Source organism: Salinisphaera aquimarina (assembly GCF_042643355.1).
GTDB lineage: Bacteria > Pseudomonadota > Gammaproteobacteria > Nevskiales > Salinisphaeraceae > Salinisphaera > Salinisphaera aquimarina.
In genome coordinates this window covers 150,123-168,587 of record NZ_JBHRSS010000004.1, presented here as the reverse complement: position 1 = coordinate 168,587, position 18,465 = coordinate 150,123, and the positions used below count along the sequence as shown (strand labels likewise).

Below are 18,465 nucleotides of genomic sequence, written 5' to 3'. Positions count from 1 at the left end.
TATTCGATCATTTGAGGCGAATGGTGGTTCCATTTAAAGAAAACGAGCGGAAAATCGGCTCGAATCGACGCGTTTGCAGCCGCATGTGCTTCTACGGCGCAGGCCGCTGCCCGCGCCCGTGCTTATGTTGGTAGACTAATCCGCTTTTCTGCGATGGGTGCAGGGGGCGAGATGGCCGACGACAACAAGCCGCTGATTGGCGTGATCATGGGCAGCAAGTCCGATTGGGACACCATGTCCCACGCGCATGAGATGCTCGACGAGTTCGGGGTCGCACACGAATGCCGTGTGGTCTCGGCCCACCGCACGCCGGATGTCATGCGTGACTATGCCCACACGGCCGAAGAACGCGGGCTGCGGGCGATCATCGCCGGCGCCGGCGGCGCCGCGCACCTGCCGGGCATGGTGGCCGCCCAGACGCTTGTTCCCGTGCTCGGCGTACCGGTGCAAAGCCGTGCCCTCAGCGGACTCGACTCCTTGCTGTCCATAGTGCAGATGCCGGGCGGGGTGCCGACCGCCACGTTCGCGATCGGCGCCTCCGGTGCCAAGAATGCGGCATTGTTTGCGATCGCCATGCTCGCCGGTGAACGCCTGGAACTACGCGCGGAGCTGGCCGCATTCCGTGAACGGCAGGCGGCGAAAGTAAGCGCCGACACCCTGCCATGAGCCGCCCGATACTGCCCGGAGCGACGGTCGGCGTGCTCGGCAGCGGCCAGCTCGGACGCATGTTCGCGCTCTCCGCCCGCCGCATGGGTTATCGCGTGCATACATTCTCGCCCGGCGATGACACGCCGATGGGCCAGGTCGCCGACCGCGAGGCGGTGGGCGATTACAACGATCTGGATGCGATCGCCGAGTTCGCCAGCCGCGTGGATGTGGTCACCTTCGAATTCGAGAACGTGCCCCATGAAGCGGCGCTGGCGGCCGCGCGTCATGTGCCGGTGCGCCCAGACGGCCGTGTGCTGCATATCGCCCAGCATCGCCAGCGCGAGAAGGATTTTCTCGCCGACGCCGGGTTCCCGACCGCACCGTTCGAACATGTGCCCGACCGCGCCACGCTGGACGCGGCGCTGGCGCGAATCGGTACGCCCTGTGTGCTCAAGACCGCCGGCTTCGGTTACGACGGCAAGGGCCAGGTCGTGATTCGCAGCGCCGATGAGGCGGATTCGGCCTGGCAGGCGATCGGCGCCGGCGAAGCGGTGCTGGAAGGCTTCATCGATTTCGATTGCGAGATTTCAGTGGTCGCGGCGCGTGGCTGCGACGGTGAGTTCGCCCATTTCGGGGTGACCGAAAATCGCCACGCGAACCATATCCTCGATGTCTCGATTCCGGATCCGGATATCGATCCGGCGATTGTCGACCAAGCCGTGGCCATCGCCCGCGGCGTGCTCGAAGCGCTGGATGTGGTCGGCGTGCTGTGCGTGGAATTTTTCCTCTGTACCGACGGCACACTGTTGATCAACGAAGTCGCGCCGCGTCCGCACAATTCCGGGCATTTCAGTTTCGATGCCTGCGTGACCAGCCAGTTCGAGCAGCAGCTGCGGGCCGTGTGCGCACTGCCGCTGGGCGATACGCGCCGCTTGCGACCCTCGGCCATGGTCAACCTGCTGGGCGATCTATGGGAGCATGGCATGCCGGACTGGCGCGCCGCGCTTGCCGATCCCGAACTCAAGCTGCATCTGTACGGCAAGGCCGAGGCGCGACCGGGACGCAAGATGGGCCATATGGTGGCCTTCGGCGACAGCGGCGAACAGGCGGCACGGCGGGTCATGGACGCGCGGGCGGCGCTCACGGCCGAGTCCGCGGTGCGGCGGTCGTGACCGGCCGTGCCCTACCGAAGCGCATATGCATTGCCGAGTTCGTCGTCACGCCGACGGCGAGCTCGCTCCGCAAGCGGATTACCGCGTAAGAGCGACCGTATGATGCGTCTCGGAAGCCGTATCTGCGCGCAATCGCCGGGCACGGCGAAGCCCCCAGGATGAGTCGCGCCGACGCCGTTCTGTGGCCGGATATGCCGTCATGAGCGCCGAACCCGCGCGTCGCAACCCGATCGCGCGAGCGCTGCATCAGCTGCGCTCGCCGTACTATCGCTACCGCAACGCGCGCTATCTGCATGCCGTGCGCGTGGCCGTGGCGATGCTGTTCTCGATTGCACTGACATCCGGTCTCGGGATTCCGCACGGGTTCTGGGCCTCTGTGACCCTGCTCGTGGTGATCGGCGGCCTCCAGCATCACGGCAATATCCGCAAGAAGGCGGCCGAGCGCGGGCTGGCCACCGCAATCGGTGCGGCACTCGGGCTGTTGTTGATCGCGCAGCACACGCTGATCGGCTCTGTCGCCTTCACCTACGTGCTGGTATCGCTGCTTGCCGGGGTGTGCGCCTATTTCGCGGTCGGCAAGGCCGGTTATATCGCGTTGTTGACGGCGATCACGCTCAGCATCGTCGCCGGGCACGGCGACAATCCCATCGACATCGGGCTGTGGCGCGCCTTCAACGTCGCGATCGGCACCGTGATCGCGCTCGTTTTCTCGTTCGCGTTTCCGCTCTACGCCACCTACGACTGGCGCTTCCGGCTGGCGGAAAATCTGCGCGAATGTGCGCGTCTGTACCCACGAGTGATGATGGGCGAGCCCATGACCGCGCAGGAACAGGTCTATAACTTCGCGCGCCTGAGCGGCCGCCTTGTGAAGCTGCGCTCGCTGATCGCGCCGGCCGCCAAGGAACTCAACGTCGCACCGGCGCAGCTGGAAGAGATCCAGCGACTGCATCGCTCCATCATCAGCGCGCTGGAAATGCTGGCGGTAGCTGCGGCGCACCGCCCGGCCGCGGTGGAATGGGGCGCTACGGGCGACGTGCTGGCGGCGCCGCGCTCGACCATACGGCGCCGGTTGCTGGCGATGTCGAGGGCGTTGCGTTCGGGGGACATGCGGCGGCTGCAGAAGATGGATCGTCGCATCGTCGAGCCCGCTGGCGGACCGACCCCGGATCGTACGCTGCACTACGAGTTGCAGGGATCCTACTGGCTGGCTCAGCGTCTCTCTGAACAGGTCGAGCAGATGAGTACGCTGATCACGGGTCTGCACCTCAAGTAGGACGCCTGGTGTCGCAATCCGCGTATGTCTTCAGTGGGTTAGCCCGATTTCCCGGGGCCGCGCTGTATTGCCACAACCCCGTGCAACCAGAGCGTCATCGTGGCTGTGTTAAGGTGTTTCTACACAAAAACGAGGTATGCTCAATGCAACAATCGAAATTACGCAATGTGGCTTTGGTCGCAGCGGCACTGGTCGTCAGCGGCACGCTTGTCGCGACCACCGCGTTTGCCGCGGATAGCAGCGACAACAAGACGAAGACCGTGCATCTGCGCGGTACGATCACCAAGATCAGCGACAGCGGCTTCACCATGAAGACCGACCATGGCGCGACGCGTGAAATCGCCGTGGCATCGAGTACCAAGATAGCAGGCGTGGTGCCCAGCAGCCTGGACGAAGTCAAGGAAGGTACGTTCATCGGTACCGCCAACGTCGAGGACGGCTCGGGCAACAAGGCGCTCGAAGTAGTGGTCTTCCCCGATTCCATGAAAGGCACGGGCCTGGGTGACTACGCCTGGGATCTGTCGCCGTCGCAGGTCAAGACCGGCGGCTCGTCCGAGATGTCGATGGGCAGCGGCTCGAGCATGACCAACGGCACGGTCGAAAAAGCCGATTCGAAAAAAGCGGATTCGGGCTTCAGCATGGGTAGCGGTTCCACCATGACCAACGGCACCGTCACCGAGTCCAAGAGCGGCGATACCATGTCGGTCAAACTCGACTACGGCGATGGCAGCAAGATGGTCGACATCCCCAAGGATGTGCCTGTTGTGGCGCTGCAGAAGGGTAGTAAAAGCGATTTCGAGAAAGGCGCGCACGTCTTCATCGCCGGCCCCGAGGGCAGCCAGCCGTTCGAGGCCAAGCTCGTGATGGTGGGCATAGACGGTACCGTACCGCCGATGTAATCCAGAGCCGCTTCATGCCCGTTAGGGCAAACGGAAAACGGCGCCCGAGGGCGCCGTTTTTCTGTGCGTGGCGGGCTCAGCGATATTTGTCGTTGAGCGCCCATAGCCGGGCCACGGTATCCAGATCCGGCACGCCGTCATAGCGGGCCGGCCGAAAATGCATCTGGAAAGACACCACCACCGCGTGGGTGCGCTGATCGAGTACGCCCGTCACCGGTACGTCGTAGCCGTAGCGTGCGAGGGCACTCTGGATGGCAGCGAGACTGGGCATCGCCCCGGCAAATTGGTTGCGATAGGCGGCCACCCGGGTCGCGTCCGGCCAGGCGCCGATTCCTTGCCGATAGAGTGCTTCCCAGGGAAACGCCGGGCCCGGATCCACCTTCCGACCGGGGGCGATATCGGCATGCCCGACGACATTCTCAGGCGCGATGGCATAACGCGTCACGATGTCTTTCGACAGCGAACTCACGGCGGCAATCTGATCCTGCCGGAAGCCCTGCCAGGCGTTGCCGTTGGCAGTCTCGATCGGCCCGGCATTGACGATTTCGATTCCGATGGAGCTGTCGTTGAGATGGTGGCGGCCGCCCCAGCTACTGGTGCCCGCATGCCATGCGCGTTCGTATTCGGGTACGAGTTGGCGAACGATCGGCTCGCCGCTGTGCGCCGGCGGCGCGGTCGCGACCAGATAATGCGAACTCACCGACGGCCCGGTCAGTACGTTGAGGGCTCTCGGACCGTCGCCGCCGGTGTAGTGCAGCACGAGAAAACGAACACGATGGTTGAAGGCTTTTGCCGCAACGCTCTGGTCGGCCCAGTAACCGGGGCGTTCCTTCAAGGTCGCGGGGGTACAGGCGCCCAGCGCGAGCAAACACAACAGCAGGCCTGGCCACCCCGCAATATGCACAGGGCGGGCGGAAGACGAATACGACATGAAGATCCGGAAGGCGCGGCGCAGGGGCGGCGGCGAAAACAATATCGTTATTCTGTCAAAATCGGGCCGGCCGTGGGCGCCGGTTCCGGGCGCAACGGTGCATCCACGGGCAACGCAGACTCTATTTTTGATAATTCATGACCCCAACTAGCCGCGATCCGCGAGCGCAGGAAGCCAGCAATGACCCGCTTGCCGACGTACAGAGCGTCGCTCGCCACCGCCTGGCGCGTGAACAGGCGAGGTCGCGCGATCCGGCCGCACGGGCTGCCGTCCAGGACAAGATTGACGCGAGTACCGCGATCACGAGGGCTCGGCGCGAGGCGCAGGGCGACATCACCCTGGCGGAGGGCCTGCCGGTCAGCGCGCGCGCGGATGAGATCGCCGACGCGGTCGCCGCGCATCAGGTCGTGGTCGTATGCGGCGAAACCGGCTCGGGCAAGACCACGCAGCTGCCCAAGATTCTCATGCAGGCAGGACTGGGCGCGCGCGGGCTGATCGGCCATACCCAGCCGCGCCGGCTGGCCGCACGTAGCGTCGGCCAGCGCATCGCCGAAGAACTGGGTACGGAATTCGGCGATCTCGTGGGTTTTCAGACCCGTTTCGAGAAACGCTTGAGCGATGCCACTCAGATCAAGCTGATGACGGACGGCATCCTGCTCGCCGAAACCGCCCGCGATCGCTTCCTCAACCGCTACGAAGCGATCATCATCGACGAGGCCCATGAGCGCACCCTCAACGTCGATTTCCTGATGGGTTATCTCAAGCGGCTGCTGCCACGCCGGCCGGAGCTGAAAGTGGTGGTCACCTCGGCGACGATCGATCCCGACCGTTTTGCCCGGTTCTTCGACGACGCCCCCGTGATCAATGTGGAAGGGCGCGGTTTTCCCGTCACGGTGCGCTACCGACCGCTGGAGGAGAGCACCGACGTACCCGACGCGGTGGAGACTGGCGTGCGCGAGCTGTGGCGCGAGGGCTCGGGCGATATCCTGGTGTTCCTGCCCGGCGAGCGCGATATCCGCGACTGCGAGCGACATCTGTCCAAGGCACTCGCCGGCGGCAAGCACCAGGCCGAAGTCGTGCCGTTGTATGCGCGCCTGACGCGCTCGGCGCAGAACCGCATCTTCTCGCCGAGTAACGGCCGCCGGGTGGTGCTGTCCACCAACGTTGCCGAGACATCGCTGACCGTGCCGGGCATTCGTTATGTGATCGACACGGGGCTGGCGCGGATCAGTCGCTATTCGACCTCGGCCAAGGTCCAGCGCCTGCCGATCGAGCCGGTATCCCAGGCCAGCTGCAATCAGCGCGCCGGACGCTGCGGCCGCGTGGCGCCGGGTATCTGTATCCGCCTGTTCGACGAGGACGATTACAACAATCGCCCCGCGTTTACCGATCCGGAAATACGGCGTACCAATCTCGCGAGTGTTTTGCTGACGATGGCGGAGCTGCGTCTGGGCGAGATCGAGGATTTCGATTTCATCGACCCACCCGAGCGGCGCTATATCAACGATGGCCGCAATCTGCTGGCGCAACTGCAGGCACTGGCCGACGGCCGTATCACCAAGCTAGGGCATCAACTCGCACGCTTGCCGCTGGATCCGCGTATCGGGCGCATGCTGATCGCCGGCGATGCATTCGGAGTGCCCACCGCCATGCGTGTGCTCGCGGCCGGGCTGACCATTCAGGAGCCGCGCGAGCGCCCGGCAGGACAACGCGAAGCGGCCGACCAGGCACAGCGGGAGTTCGCCGACCTTCGCTCGGATTTCGTCAGCCTGCTCAAGCTCTGGGATGCCTTCGGCGCGGCCAAACGTCTGTGCTCAAACAGCCAGCTGCGTCGCTGGTGTCGGGACCGCTTCGTCAATTTCATGCGCATGCGCGAATGGGAAGACCTCGCGCGCCAGTTGCGTCGCGTCGGCCACGACCTGGGCCTTGCCAACGCGCAGAGCAAAGGCTACCTGGCCGAAGTGGATTTCGCCGCACTGCATCAGGCGCTGCTTCCGGGCCTGCTCGATCACGTCGGGCTGCTGGACGAGAAGGGCGAATATCTGGGCGCGCGCGGACGCCGCTTCCGGATATTTCCCGGCTCGGGAGTGGCGAAGAAGAATCCCAGGTGGCTGGTCGCCGGCGAGCTGCTGGATACCAGTCGTCTGTTCGCGCATACCGTGGCCGGCGTCGATCCGAAATGGATCGAACAGGCCGGGGCGCATCTGGTCGCGCGTGAACACTACGATCCGCACTGGGAAAAACGTCGCGGCCAGGTCGCCGCCCTCGAACGCGTCAAACTGTTCGGGCTTACGCTGGCGGATGGCCGCAAGGTCGATTTCGGCCGTATCGAGCCGGAGCTGGCCCGCGAGATCTTCATCCGCGACGGGCTGGTGGCATTCGCGGTTTCCGATGCGCGCGGCCGGCTGCCGGAATTTCTTGCCTACAACCAGGCCATCGTCGAAGACATCGCCGCCCAGGAGGCACGATTTCGCCGCCGCGACCTGCTCGTGGACGACACCACGCAGGAACGTTTCTACGACGCCGCGCTGCCGGCCGGGGTACGAGACCGCAAGACCCTGCAAAAATGGCTCAAGGACAACGACGACGCGGCGCTGCACTTCGACGAGGAGACGCTGCTGCGTCACGCCGGGGTGGACCTGCCGGAAGCGGCCTATCCGGAGACGCTGCGTCTGGGCGATCTGCCAGTGGCGCTGGATTACGCCTTCGAACCGGGTACCGAGCGCGACGGGGTGACGGCCCGGGTGCCGCTGGCCGCGCTCAATCAGATGTCCGGCGAGCGCGCCGACTGGCTGGTGCCGGGCCTGCTCGAGGAAAAGTACCGGGAATACCTCAAGGCGTTGCCCAAGAGCCTGCGCCGCTCGGTGGTACCGGTACCCGATTTCGCCCGCGCCGCCGCCGAGCGCGCCGAATTCGGCAGCGGTGATCCCGAGCGCGCGTTGCGCGATGCGATTCATGCCATGACAGGGCTGACCATACCGGCCGACGCGTGGGACGATTTCACCCCGAGCACGCATCTGCGCATGCGTTTCGAGATCGTCGACGATGCAGGCGAAGTGCTTGCCACGGGGCGCGATCTGGACGCGCTGCGCACACAGCTGGCCGATAAGGCGCGCGCCGCTGTAGCCGGCGCCGCGGATGACGCCCTGACTCAGCGGGGTCTGACCGAGTGGCCGGCGTCGGATCTGCCGGAAACGATCGAGTTACGCCACGCCGGGGTGCGGGTGCAGGCAGTGCCGGCGTTGATCGATCGCGGCGACAGCGTCGATCTCGAGGTCATCGATAACCCCGCGACCGCCGCCGGCGCGCATCGACTCGGCGTCATCCGCCTGTTGCGTATGGCTGCGGCAAAGCAGTGCCGGCTGGTCAAGCGCGACCTGCAGGGTTTCAAGCAGCTGGCGCTGGTGCCGCTTGCGGCCGCGCCGGAAACCGCTCTGACCGATGCCGGCTTTCAAACCAGCATTGCGATGGATCCCGAGCCGGCGTTGTTGGCCGACCTGCTCACCGCGCTCATCGATGGTTATCTCGAGGCCTTGCCGCGCACCGGGCAGTCCTTCGACGCGCTGGTGGAAACAACCCGGAGCCGGCTCATGGCGGATGCGGTGGCGCTGTGGTCCGGCCTGCGGCCGGCGCTCGCGCGCTGGACTTCGGTACGCAAGCGTCTGAACAAGAACATCGGCCTGGACTGGATGGCCGCGATAGACGATATCAACGACCAGCTTGCGCATCTGCTCTACGCCGGATTCATACACGCGCAGTTCGGTTCAACAGCGCAGGCGCGCCATCTCGATCGCTACCTCGCCGCGATCGAGCAGCGCCTGGACAAGCTCGCCCGCGAGGGCGCGGCCGCGGATCGCGCTCGCATGCGGCAGATCACGCCGTACTGGCAGGCCTACAAACAGCGCGCCGAACGCGCGGTGAGACGCGGCGAGTCCGCCGAATCGCTGATCGCCCTGCGCTGGATGGTCGAGGAATATCGCGTGCAGGTCTTTGCCCAGCCACTCGGCACCGCGATCAAGGTGTCGGCCAAGCGGCTGGACACAGCGCTCGCCGACTGCTGATCACAGGTGCGCCTGTGCTACCACCAGTCAGCGCGGCCCAGCAGCTGATACCCCAACAGCTTCAGGGTCTCGCTGAAGCGTCGAGCGGCGGACGTGGGCGAGCGCACAGGCGCGCTGCAGAAAACCGGGCCATTACATTGGCGTTTCGCCGTCAGGTAGGCGCGGTATGCATGGAACTGGTCGGTGACGATGGCGATCCGTTTGGCCGCGGCCAACGCGGGTAGGCGACAGCTGTAGCGAAAGTTGTCGTAGGTGGACAGCGAGCGCGCCTCAGTGGCGATGGCAGCAGCCGGCACCCCACTGCGTTCTGCCTCGGCCGCCATGTGCCGCGCAGATCGCGCGTCGCCCGAGACCGCGAGGCGACGCACCCGGCCGGCATCGAATAAAGCCACGCCACGACGCGTGCGTCGATAGTGCGGGCCGCCACCCAGCACCAGGGCGACATCGGCCGACGATCGTGTACCCGGGTCGCAGGGCGCGGGCACACGACCAATGCGTGCGTAGTCAAGCACGCCGAAGGCCCCGACAATCATCACCACAACAAGCGCCGCCAGGCCGAGCCCCAGACAGGCAGGACGAAACCTCATCGGCCGCCGCTTGGCGCCGCGTGCCCGCGCGCACTCAAAGCAAGATGAGGCTCATGACCCACACCACGAGAATGCCCACCACGCCCTGGATGAGCGTGGCCACGGTCTGAGCCCGGTAGGCCAGCGCCACCGGCATACGGCTGAACTGCGAGACGACCCAGAAGAAGCTGTCGTTGGCGTGCGACACCGTCATCGCGCCGGCACCGATGGCGAGCACACACAGCGTGCGGCCGACCTCGCTGTCGAGACCGATATCACCGAGCAACGGGGCGACCAGCGCCGATGTCGCCACCAGCGCCACCGTAGACGAACCCTGAGCCGTCTTGAGCGCGGCCGCCACCACGAACGGCATGAAGATGCCGATGCCGAGCGTCGACAAGGTCTGGCCGAGGAAGTCCGCCAGCGGCGTGGCCTTGAGCACCGCGCCGAAGGCGCCGCCGGCACCGGTGATCAGCAGGATCGGCGCGGCGGCCGTAATGCCGCCGGCGACGCGTTCGGAAAACGTTTCCATGCGCCGCTCGCCGCGGATGAGCAGAAAGGCGCACAGCACGCCGACACTGAGCGCGATCAGCGGATTACCGAAGAAACCGAGCACGCCGGCGAGAACGCCCGCGCCCAGGGGCGCCGAGGGAAATGCAGCGAGTGAACCGAGACAGATCAGCGCGATCGGCACGAAGATGGGCGCAAACGCGCCCACGACGCCGGGCAGTTCGCCGTGCTCGTCGCGAAAAGCCGCAAACGCGTCCTCGGCGTCCAGCGCCTGCCCGCTGTCGGTCAGCAGGCCGGCATCGGCGTCGTCGAGGCCGAGAAAACGGTTTGCCCAGAGCATGCCGGCGAGGGCGGTGATCAGGGCCACGATCGCACCGAGACCGATCAGCAGCCCCAGATTGTCTCCGAGCCCCAGATTGCCGGCGGCCGCGATCGGGCCGGGGGTCGGCGGCACGAAGGTGTGGGTGGCGTACAGGCCGGTGGCCAGGGCCACGCTCATCGCCGTGACCGAGACATTCATGCGCGCGGCGACCGCGTTCTTGAGCGAGTTGAGAATCACGTAGCCGCTGTCGCAGAACACCGGAATCGACACGAGATAGCCGATCAGTGACATGGTCAGGGTCGGAAAACGCTGGCCCACCAGGCGGATGATGGTTTCCGCCATGGTCAGCGCAGCGCCGGTCTTTTCCAGAATCACGCCGATGATGGTGCCGAGCACGATCACCAGGCCGATGCTGCCGAGAATACTGCCGAAACCACTGCCGATGGCATCGACCACGTCCATCGGCGGCACGCCATAGGCGATACCGCCGGCGAGCGCGCTGAACAGCAGCACGATGAACGGGTGCAGCTTGAGCCCGGAGGTGGCGAATACGATGAAGGCGATCAGGGCGAGCAGGATCAGTGTGTAGAGCATGGGGCCAACTCATCGATTGCAGGCAGGACGGCACGCGTCGATGGTCGCTTGCCTGCTCGCGCAACGCAATATGACCCAGTGAGCGACGCTGCGAGCCGGCAACCCGGCGCCGGCTTCACGCCTGCACGGCGTGGCCACCCCCGCTGCGTTTGTCTGCGGCGTGAACTTTCCGCCAGGCGAGCCTATCAGCGCTGCTCGCTCTGACCCGCAAGGCCAGATCGGCGATCCAGCGCCCGTCCGGAATGTCGATGATCCCTCGGCGCCCAAGCGCCTGCTCTGGAGTTTCATTCCGAGTCGGGACGCGCGCGGGGTGGCCAACGCACGCTTGGAAAAACGCGCCGTTCGCTACCGGCGCAAGCCATTTACTACGCGACGCTGTGTTATTCGCGCGGACTGGTTGGCGCGAATGGCGGAGCGCCAGGAACGCGCGCCAGCGCTATGCGATGAATATCGAGTGACGTGAGCCGTCGGCGCGACTGCAGCCGCGCAGGCGCAATCTGTCGATAACAGCCCAATCCTGGCGTCATGTCTAGTAAAGTGTCGTAAATCCATAGTCTGGGGGTAGGCAAGCATGTCGCATCGTTTCGTATCAGGTCTGGCCGCGTTCGCGCTGGTATTCGTGTCCATGACGGCTATGCCGGCACTGGCACAATCGCAGCAATCCTCGCGCGACGACGTCAACCTCCAGACCTACAAGGACTGGGAGGTGCGTTGCCCGAAGGACAGCGGCAAGGGCGGCTGTGAGATGACCCAGTTGGTCAACAGTCCGGACAGCGGCAAGCCGATACTGCGTGTCGTGATGGGATATCCGCCGGAGATTCAGTCCGCGGCGATGATCTTCATCCTGCCGCTGGGCACGCGCCTGGCACCGGGTGTGCAGTTGACCGTCGATGGCGGCAAGCCGGATACCTTTCCGTTCCAGATCTGTCTCGAGCAGGGCTGTCGCGCGGATTTTCCGGTCAACGACGCGCTGCGCAACCGCCTGCGGTCGGGCAGCAACGCCACGGTCAGCCTCATCGGCCCCCGTGGTCAGCGTATCGACCTGAAGGTCTCGTTGCAGGGTTTCACCGACGCCGACAACGCGATCCGCGGCTGATACCGGTTTTCTGGGAACGGGCACGGGCACACGCACAGGCGTGCCCGTATTCGTGCGATGGCGATGACGCACGTAGCCTCGCTCTCCAGGAGTCCGCATGAGTGCTGATCACGAATCAAAGCGCGACGCGCGTGCTTCAGCCGATTATTCGTATGAAGCGTTCGGACGCGAATTCTTCGAACAGTCGGTCACCCGTGAACGCGTGGAGAACGCGTTGTCGAACCTGGCCGGCAACGCGATCGACTTCGGGCCACGCAAGGCGGGCCCGGCGGGGCTGGCCAGCATATCGGCGACCGGCGAGGTCGGCGCACCGCGGGTCGAGCGCGTACCGGGGAAACGGGTGCGCTTTGCGGTCACCATCCCGATTCGCCTGCAACTGGTCGTGCGTCTGGCGGGCCACGATCACCGCTTCGACGGCGAGTTGGGCGCTCATCTGACGTTGACGGCCATGGCGCGCGCGCCGCTCAAGATATTTATCGATGTGCCCGCGCCGACCGAGAAGGACGTGGATGTCGACGTCGAGGCGCAGGGCCTGCGCGCGTCGGTGCTCGACGTGGTCGCGGATGTGGACGGCGAGTTGCGGCGCTTCGTGGCGCGTCATATCGGTCGGGAGATCGAGAAGCCGAAAATCCGCGACATGCGCGAAATCGATGTCGCGGCCCGTCTGCACAAGGATCGCGGCTAGTTCCGATTCGTGCCGTCCCGGCACCATGAATACGCGGGGGCGACCCAGAGGGAGCGCTTAGACTTTTTCCCCGGTGGAAACCCGACCCCCGCAAGACCGCGACAGGTGACATCGAATGCGGCGTCAATCCGTGTGGGTCATCACCAGATGTTCCAGGTCGGACAATAGTGCGGGCAACGCGTCGTCGAAGGCATCGCGCTGCATTAGCAGTTCCGGCAGCGCGTCCGAGACCGGATTGGCACGCCGCAGGCGCCGGGCCACGGAGTCGAGCGCGCGCTGCAGTCCCTCGGGTTTGTCGTAGCCGGCAAGAATACCGGCCAGCCCCTGCATTCGGCTGTTGTCGAACGGCGCCGCATCCGGCCATTCCGCGCGCACCCGTTGTTCGGTCTGACTGGCGAACGTCGCCAGCGACTGATCTGAGTAGGCTGGCCACGCGCGCGCCAGACTGAAATCGAAACCGATATCCACGAGGATGCCGGCATAGCGCCGCAGCGGCGGCTCGAAGCGGTTGCGTAACGCGAGATGATTCGCATGATCGTCACTGAAGCGATCGATATGCCGATGCAGGCGGATGCCTTGGCTGATCGCCGCCGAGTAGCGATCGTCGAGTCGCCCCTTGACCACGTCGCCCAGCACCTGTCCCGCATAGGAGGTGCCGCTGCACTGCGCGAGATAGAAATGCGCGAGTAGATTCATCGGCTCGCCGCATGGGTGGCGGGAGCCGGGCGCGTCGCGCGGGAGGGAATCGGAAAAATCATAAGCCGCCCATGATAGCCCTGTTGCGCCTGTCCCCAAAGATGCATTCGGATTGTCCGGCAAGAGATGCATTCGGATTGTCCGGCAAGCCCACGCGGTGTGCCTTTTATGCCAAAGTAGCGCCTCATCGATCGGCAGGTGTCGGAGCGGGATATGCAGGATTCATGGTCGCAGGTCGACCCGGACGGTTTGCTTGAATACTCGGTCGTTTATACCGACCGTGCGCTCAATCACATGTCGGCACGTTTTCAGCACGTGCTCAACGACATCTCGGGCGTTCTGAAGCAGGTCTACAACGCGCCCACGAGCGTGATCGTGCCCGGCAGCGGGACCTTCGGCATGGAAGCCGTGGCTCGTCAGTTCGCCAGCGGCCGCAAGGTCATGATTATTCGCAATGGCTGGTTCAGCTATCGCTGGACGCAGATCCTGGCGATGGGATCGATCCCGTCCGAGTCGATCGTGATGAAAGCTCGGCGCACGGGCGACGGGACACAGGCCCCGTTTGCGCCGGCGCCCATTGACGAGGTGGTCGAGCGGATTCGCAGTAACAAGCCCGCCGTGGTTTTCGCCCCGCATACGGAGACATCGGCCGGTATGCTTCTGCCGGCCGACTACCTGCGCGCCGTGGGCGATGCGGTACACGAGGTCGGTGGCCTGTTCGTACTCGACTGCATCGCTTCGGGCACGGACTGGGTGGATATGCAGGCCTGCGCCGTTGACGTGCTGATCAGCGCGCCGCAGAAAGGCTGGAGTGCCTCGCCGTGCTGCGCGATGGTGATGCTCAGCGCGCGTGCCCGCGACCGGATCGAGTCGACCACCAGTTCCAGCTATGCCTGCGATCTGCGCAAATGGCTCGAGATCATCGAGAAATTCGAGGCCGGCGGTCACGCCTATCACGCCACCATGCCCACCGATGGGCTTGTGCGTCTGCTCGAGATGATGCATGAAACGCGAGCTCTCGGTTTCGATACCGCGCGCCAACGCCAGCTCGAACTCGGCCGACGCGTTCGCGCGCTGCTCGAGGGACGCGGCTTCCCGAGCGTGGCCGCCGAGGGCTTTCAGGCCTCCGGCGTGGTCGTCAGCTATACCCGCGACGCGCAGATCCAGTCGGGCCAGCGCTTTGCCCAGGCCGGCGTCCAGATCGCCGCGGGCGTGCCGCTGATGTGTGACGAGGGCGAGGATTTCCGCTCTTTCCGCGTGGGTCTGTTCGGCCTGGACAAGTTGCAAAAAGTGGACGAAGCCGTGCAGCGCTTCGAACAGGGTCTGAACCGGATCGGCTAGGTAACCGCCGAGGTAGCGCCGGCCGGTGAATGGTGCATCACGGGCGCGCGGCTCTAGGATTGGCGTCTGACGCCCACGGGGAGCGTGTCCAGGCGCTTGAATTCCGGCTGTTCGAACAATCGCCGATCAGCTAGATAGGCGGCCGCGAAGTCGATCGCGTCGGCGCCCCAGAACAGTTCATCGCCGATGACCAGACTCGGCACCCCGAATACACCTTTGTTCGCGGCTTCGTCGGTGGTCTCGCGCAACGAGTGTTTGACCCAGTCGGCGTCGGCGGCCGCCGGATCCACGTCGAGTCGTGCCGCCAGCTCGTGCTGCGTCTCTGCCGAACCGGGATCCGCCGTGGTCGTCCACAGCTGGTCGAAGATGAGGTGGATGCTGTCCCAGTCGCCGCCGGCCGCGATCGCCAGCCGCAGATAAGGCAACGGATTGAACGGGTGTACGGCGGGGAAGCGAAGCGTCAGGCCAGCCTGCTGTGCCTGCCAGTCCGCCATGCGATAGGTCCAGCGGCGTTTGGTCGGCAGTTCGGCGGGGCCCAGTTGTCCCCAGTGCTTGAGCAGGCCGGCCAGAAGCACCGGTCGCGGCCGGATCATCGACAGCGGCTGCAGCTCGCGCAATCGATGCAGGGCGATATAAGAAAACGGTGAGACGAAATCGAAATACCAGTCGATTTCGTCCGTCGCGGGCGCATCAGCGGTCGTCATGCCGGCTTCCATGTGTTCGAGCGATCGTCGGCGGCTGTTGTTGATGCACCGCGGAGCGAAACAGGCCCACCCGCGACGAGTTCGCAGCGGATCGACCCGCGGGTCACGCCTTTGTTCATCAGCCCGGCAGGTTGTCCACGTCGTCCACGACGACGCCGAACAGATCCGCCACGCTGACCAGACTGGCCTCGTGCAGATCCTGGGCCTTGACGCGGTGACCGCCACGATCGAGATCGCGGGTAGCGGTGGCCGCCGCTACGATCGTGGGCGCATAGCCGTGGTTGAATGCGCCGCGCGCCGTGGAGTTGACGCACATATGGGTCATGAAACCGCCCAGCACGAGATTGTTGACGCCGGCCTTCTGCAGCTGGTCATGCAGGTCGGTGTCGACGAACGAATTCGGATGCGTCTTGGTAATCACCGACTCGCCCTCGGCGGGCGCCACCTCGTCGGCGATCGCGCCGAGCCGCGTCTTCAGGTCGTAGGGCGAGCCTTCACCGGCATCGTGCTGGATATGGAACACGGGGATGCCGGCACCGCGGGCGCGTTCGAGCAGTTTCTGCGCGCGCTTGAGTGCCGGCTCGACGCCCACCAGTTGCATGACGCCCTCGCGGTAGGTGTTCTGGCAATCAATGAGAATAAGCGCGGAATCGGCGAGCGCGGGCGGCGCGTCGCTCAGGCCGGAGACTTCACGCAGGGTCTTGGATGCTTGAGTCATTCGAATCGTCCTCGTCGGGTAGGGGGAGCGCTCTTGCGGTGTTCTTTTTGCTTTGTGTCCGGCTTCTAATCCGTTTCAGGGGCGACCGTGGCTTGGGCAAGAGCGGAAAGTGCCTTGCCGATCGGCGTCACGGCAGGACAGTCCTCGACCTCATGACGCTTGGCGATGTACGCCGGGTCGTTGTAACCCAGCCAGACCTGGTCGTCGGCGTCCTGCCAGATCAGCGCTTTCATCGGCAGATCGATGCCAACGGTCTGTGCGCACTGCATGAACGGCGTACCGGCCTTGGGATTGCCGAAGATCACCACCGTGGTCGGGCGCAGTTCGAGATCGACACCCGCGGCGCCCTCGGCGTGATCGACGGTAGTGAATATCTTGAGGCCCTTGCTCTTTGCTGTCTCGACGAAGCGCTGCACGGTCTCATCGGGGCTGTAGGGGCTTTTGACCTGAATCATGCCGTCCGCTGCAACGGCCGCGCCGTAGCTGGCGATCAGCAGCAAGGCGGACAAGGCGATTAGAATACGTTTCATTATTGGTTTTCCTTTTTTTTGTTGCACACACGAGAACGGGGTTCGCATCGATGCGTGACGCCGCCGCCCGTATGCATGCGCATGCGCACCGGAGACGATGCCCCATCGCGGGTCGAAAACCGAGATTACGCGGTAAATGCGCGCCGGGCAAAGCCGGTGGCCGGTGGGTTCTGAAAACGCCGCAATCGCCAGCAATGCGCTGGAATCACTGCTGTTTACAGGCAACAATATGAGCGCCGACGGCTGGCCAGGCATCGCCTGGCCGAGCCGGCCTATCGGTAATCGCGCGACGCGCTCGGCGGGCCGGATCAGCAGTTCAACTGGTCGGCCAGATCCGCCAGGTCACGCGCGTGGAAGTTGTTGCGCGCATCGCCGCTGATGTCCTTGGGCGCATCGGCACCGAACTCGTCGATGCGTTCGATGTAGGCGCAGCGCAGGCCGCAGTCACGGGCCGCATCCAGATCGCTCTGGTGAGCGGCGACCAGCATGACGTCATTCGGCGCCGCATCGAATACATCGGCGACGCCCAGATACGTGCCGGGATCCGGCTTGTATTTGTGAAACACCTCGGCGGAGAGAACACAGTCCCAGGGCAGGCCGGCGCGCTTGGCCATATCGGCGAGCAGGCCGATATTCCCGTTGGAGAGCGTGCACAGCATGAAACGGGTCTTGAGCCGCGTGAGTGCCGCGACCGTGTCCGGCCAGGGGTCGAGACGGTGCCAGGCCCGGTTGAGATCGTCCTTGGCCGTATCGTCGAGTGAGGTTACCCCGTGCTTGGACAGCACCTCCTCGAGGATAATCCGGTGCAGCGCATCGATACGCATCCAGCCCAGTTCGCCGGACATCACACGTGCCATTGCCGGTTTGTAACCGGCCCGCCAGTCGCGTGCAAAGACAACGGCGTCGACGCCCAGGCCGAGTGCATCGACTTCTCGCACGATGCTGCCATGCCAATCGACGACGGTGCCGAATACGTCGAAGGCAAGAATACGGGGCAGGGTAGTCGTGTCGTTGGGCATGGTTCAAGTTAACCGAATAGGGGGCCTAGGCCGTCGCGACCACCTCGTCCAGGAACTCGACCTGGCCGGTTTCGATGGCATATTCAGCGCCGACGATCATCAACGTACCGTCGCTGATCAGACCTTCGAGAATATCCGAGCCGCGCCGCAGCTGGGCCACCGATTTGGCCACGTTGGCGCGTACAGCTGCCTTGATCAACGCTTTGTGATCGTGGCGCAGATCGGTAAGCAGCAATTCTTCCACGGACGGCCGCACGCGGTCGACGATGGTGCGCAGATTACGGGATTGATTCTCGGTCGGCTGCTGGAGTTCTTCCAGAGTGGTGGTGACCGCGCCGCATTGGGTATGTCCAAGCACCACGACCAGCGGCGTGCCGAACTTGGCGGCCGCGAACTCCACGCTGCCGATCTGCGAGGGCGACACGATATTGCCCGCGACCCGAATCACGAACAGATCGCCCAGGCCCTGGTTGAACACGATCTCGGCGGGCACGCGTGCATCCGAGCAGCCGAGAATGATGGCAACCGGCGCCTGCTCCTGAACAAGCTCTGCCGGTCGTGCGTGTCGCGTCAGCGTGTCGCTGTTCTGGATATTGTCGACGAATTCCCGGTTACCGGTCTTGAGCCGCTCGATCGTTTCTTGCGCCGAAATCATCTGTGCCTTGATCCATTGTTCTTGATTGAAAAGCGAGTATAGCGT

Annotated in this window: 17 protein-coding genes; 8 read left to right on the top strand and 9 right to left on the bottom strand. The window is 64.6% G+C overall.

The window, feature by feature from the left end:
• Positions 1-171 precede the first annotated feature (171 nt).
• From purE to ACFOSU_RS11095, 4 genes are all read left to right on the top strand, one after another.
• The gene (purE, locus tag ACFOSU_RS11110; RefSeq protein WP_380689573.1) at positions 172-666 is read left to right on the top strand and encodes a 5-(carboxyamino)imidazole ribonucleotide mutase; all 495 of its coding nucleotides are present in this window, start codon (positions 172-174) and stop codon (positions 664-666) included.
• Entirely contained in the window at positions 663-1,820 is a 1,158-nt protein-coding gene (locus ACFOSU_RS11105; protein WP_380689571.1) for a 5-(carboxyamino)imidazole ribonucleotide synthase, read from the top strand. Before purE ends, ACFOSU_RS11105 begins: the two co-directional genes overlap by 4 nt.
• A 199-nt stretch (positions 1,821-2,019) precedes the next feature.
• Positions 2,020-3,093: an FUSC family protein gene (locus ACFOSU_RS11100; RefSeq protein ID WP_380689569.1), complete on the top strand. Its 1,074-nt coding sequence runs from the start codon at positions 2,020-2,022 to the stop codon at positions 3,091-3,093.
• Between the two features lie 143 nt (positions 3,094-3,236).
• Positions 3,237-3,992, top strand: coding sequence for a metal ABC transporter permease (locus ACFOSU_RS11095; protein ID WP_380689568.1), 756 nt, complete (start codon positions 3,237-3,239; stop codon positions 3,990-3,992).
• Between the two features lie 76 nt (positions 3,993-4,068).
• Here ACFOSU_RS11095 and ACFOSU_RS11090 read toward each other — a convergent pair whose 3' ends face one another.
• Entirely contained in the window at positions 4,069-4,923 is an 855-nt protein-coding gene (locus ACFOSU_RS11090) for an N-acetylmuramoyl-L-alanine amidase (RefSeq protein WP_380689567.1), read from the bottom strand.
• Positions 4,924-5,060: 137 nt separating this feature from the next.
• On the opposite strand from ACFOSU_RS11090, the gene hrpA reads away from it, so the two are divergent.
• On the top strand, positions 5,061-8,984 hold the full coding sequence (gene hrpA / locus ACFOSU_RS11085) for an ATP-dependent RNA helicase HrpA (RefSeq protein WP_380689566.1): 3,924 nt from the start codon (positions 5,061-5,063) through the stop codon (positions 8,982-8,984).
• 17 nt (positions 8,985-9,001) lie between these two features.
• On the opposite strand, the gene ACFOSU_RS11080 is transcribed toward hrpA, so the two are convergent.
• Positions 9,002-9,571 carry a YdcF family protein gene (locus tag ACFOSU_RS11080; protein WP_380689564.1) on the bottom strand — a complete coding sequence of 190 codons (570 nt, stop codon included), beginning with the start codon at positions 9,569-9,571 and terminating at the stop codon, positions 9,002-9,004.
• Positions 9,572-9,605: 34 nt separating this feature from the next.
• Positions 9,606-10,976, bottom strand: coding sequence for a GntP family permease (locus ACFOSU_RS11075; protein WP_380689562.1), 1,371 nt, complete (start codon positions 10,974-10,976; stop codon positions 9,606-9,608).
• A 571-nt stretch (positions 10,977-11,547) separates the two neighbouring features.
• On the opposite strand from ACFOSU_RS11075, the gene ACFOSU_RS11070 reads away from it, so the two are divergent.
• Positions 11,548-12,072: an invasion associated locus B family protein gene (locus tag ACFOSU_RS11070; RefSeq protein WP_380689560.1), complete on the top strand. Its 525-nt coding sequence runs from the start codon at positions 11,548-11,550 to the stop codon at positions 12,070-12,072.
• A gap of 97 nt (positions 12,073-12,169) precedes the next feature.
• Positions 12,170-12,757, top strand: coding sequence for a hypothetical protein (locus ACFOSU_RS11065; protein WP_380689558.1), 588 nt, complete (start codon positions 12,170-12,172; stop codon positions 12,755-12,757).
• Positions 12,758-12,880: 123 nt separating this feature from the next.
• Here the strand turns inward: ACFOSU_RS11065 and ACFOSU_RS11060 are convergent, their stop codons facing one another.
• A complete protein-coding gene (locus ACFOSU_RS11060) occupies positions 12,881-13,453 on the bottom strand; it encodes an acyl carrier protein phosphodiesterase (RefSeq protein ID WP_380689556.1) in 573 nt (190 codons plus the stop codon).
• A gap of 213 nt (positions 13,454-13,666) precedes the next feature.
• On the opposite strand from ACFOSU_RS11060, the gene ACFOSU_RS11055 reads away from it, so the two are divergent.
• The gene (locus ACFOSU_RS11055; RefSeq protein WP_380689554.1) at positions 13,667-14,794 is read left to right on the top strand and encodes an alanine--glyoxylate aminotransferase family protein; all 1,128 of its coding nucleotides are present in this window, start codon (positions 13,667-13,669) and stop codon (positions 14,792-14,794) included.
• Positions 14,795-14,847: 53 nt separating this feature from the next.
• Here ACFOSU_RS11055 and ACFOSU_RS11050 read toward each other — a convergent pair whose 3' ends face one another.
• The 5 genes from ACFOSU_RS11050 to ACFOSU_RS11030 form a co-directional block, all read right to left on the bottom strand.
• Positions 14,848-15,498, bottom strand: coding sequence for a 2-hydroxychromene-2-carboxylate isomerase (locus ACFOSU_RS11050; RefSeq protein ID WP_380689552.1), 651 nt, complete (start codon positions 15,496-15,498; stop codon positions 14,848-14,850).
• A 118-nt stretch (positions 15,499-15,616) separates the two neighbouring features.
• Positions 15,617-16,216, bottom strand: a complete 600-nt coding sequence (locus ACFOSU_RS11045) for a cysteine hydrolase family protein (RefSeq protein ID WP_380689550.1) — start codon at positions 16,214-16,216, stop codon at positions 15,617-15,619.
• A gap of 65 nt (positions 16,217-16,281) precedes the next feature.
• Complete coding sequence (locus ACFOSU_RS11040; RefSeq protein WP_380689548.1) at positions 16,282-16,746, bottom strand: DUF302 domain-containing protein; 465 nt, start codon at positions 16,744-16,746, stop codon at positions 16,282-16,284.
• Positions 16,747-17,054: 308 nt separating this feature from the next.
• Positions 17,055-17,765 carry a haloacid dehalogenase type II gene (locus ACFOSU_RS11035; RefSeq protein ID WP_380689546.1) on the bottom strand — a complete coding sequence of 237 codons (711 nt, stop codon included), beginning with the start codon at positions 17,763-17,765 and terminating at the stop codon, positions 17,055-17,057.
• Between the two features lie 25 nt (positions 17,766-17,790).
• Positions 17,791-18,420, bottom strand: coding sequence for a carbonic anhydrase (locus ACFOSU_RS11030; protein WP_380689544.1), 630 nt, complete (start codon positions 18,418-18,420; stop codon positions 17,791-17,793).
• Positions 18,421-18,465 lie beyond the last annotated feature (45 nt).

Coding starts and splice junctions, on each gene's coding strand:
- ACFOSU_RS11060 (WP_380689556.1), bottom strand. CDS start 13,453: ATGAATCTACTCGCGCATTTCTATCTCGCGCAGTGCAGCGGCACCTCC.
- ACFOSU_RS11070 (WP_380689560.1), top strand. CDS start 11,548: ATGTCGCATCGTTTCGTATCAGGTCTGGCCGCGTTCGCGCTGGTATTC.
- ACFOSU_RS11105 (WP_380689571.1), top strand. CDS start 663: ATGAGCCGCCCGATACTGCCCGGAGCGACGGTCGGCGTGCTCGGCAGC.
- ACFOSU_RS11030 (WP_380689544.1), bottom strand. CDS start 18,420: ATGATTTCGGCGCAAGAAACGATCGAGCGGCTCAAGACCGGTAACCGG.
- ACFOSU_RS11075 (WP_380689562.1), bottom strand. CDS start 10,976: ATGCTCTACACACTGATCCTGCTCGCCCTGATCGCCTTCATCGTATTC.
- ACFOSU_RS11080 (WP_380689564.1), bottom strand. CDS start 9,571: ATGAGGTTTCGTCCTGCCTGTCTGGGGCTCGGCCTGGCGGCGCTTGTT.
- ACFOSU_RS11040 (WP_380689548.1), bottom strand. CDS start 16,746: ATGAAACGTATTCTAATCGCCTTGTCCGCCTTGCTGCTGATCGCCAGC.
- ACFOSU_RS11035 (WP_380689546.1), bottom strand. CDS start 17,765: ATGCCCAACGACACGACTACCCTGCCCCGTATTCTTGCCTTCGACGTA.
- ACFOSU_RS11045 (WP_380689550.1), bottom strand. CDS start 16,216: ATGACTCAAGCATCCAAGACCCTGCGTGAAGTCTCCGGCCTGAGCGAC.
- ACFOSU_RS11100 (WP_380689569.1), top strand. CDS start 2,020: ATGAGCGCCGAACCCGCGCGTCGCAACCCGATCGCGCGAGCGCTGCAT.
- purE (WP_380689573.1), top strand. CDS start 172: ATGGCCGACGACAACAAGCCGCTGATTGGCGTGATCATGGGCAGCAAG.
- ACFOSU_RS11095 (WP_380689568.1), top strand. CDS start 3,237: ATGCAACAATCGAAATTACGCAATGTGGCTTTGGTCGCAGCGGCACTG.
- ACFOSU_RS11055 (WP_380689554.1), top strand. CDS start 13,667: ATGCAGGATTCATGGTCGCAGGTCGACCCGGACGGTTTGCTTGAATAC.
- hrpA (WP_380689566.1), top strand. CDS start 5,061: ATGACCCCAACTAGCCGCGATCCGCGAGCGCAGGAAGCCAGCAATGAC.
- ACFOSU_RS11090 (WP_380689567.1), bottom strand. CDS start 4,923: ATGTCGTATTCGTCTTCCGCCCGCCCTGTGCATATTGCGGGGTGGCCA.
- ACFOSU_RS11065 (WP_380689558.1), top strand. CDS start 12,170: ATGAGTGCTGATCACGAATCAAAGCGCGACGCGCGTGCTTCAGCCGAT.
- ACFOSU_RS11050 (WP_380689552.1), bottom strand. CDS start 15,498: ATGACGACCGCTGATGCGCCCGCGACGGACGAAATCGACTGGTATTTC.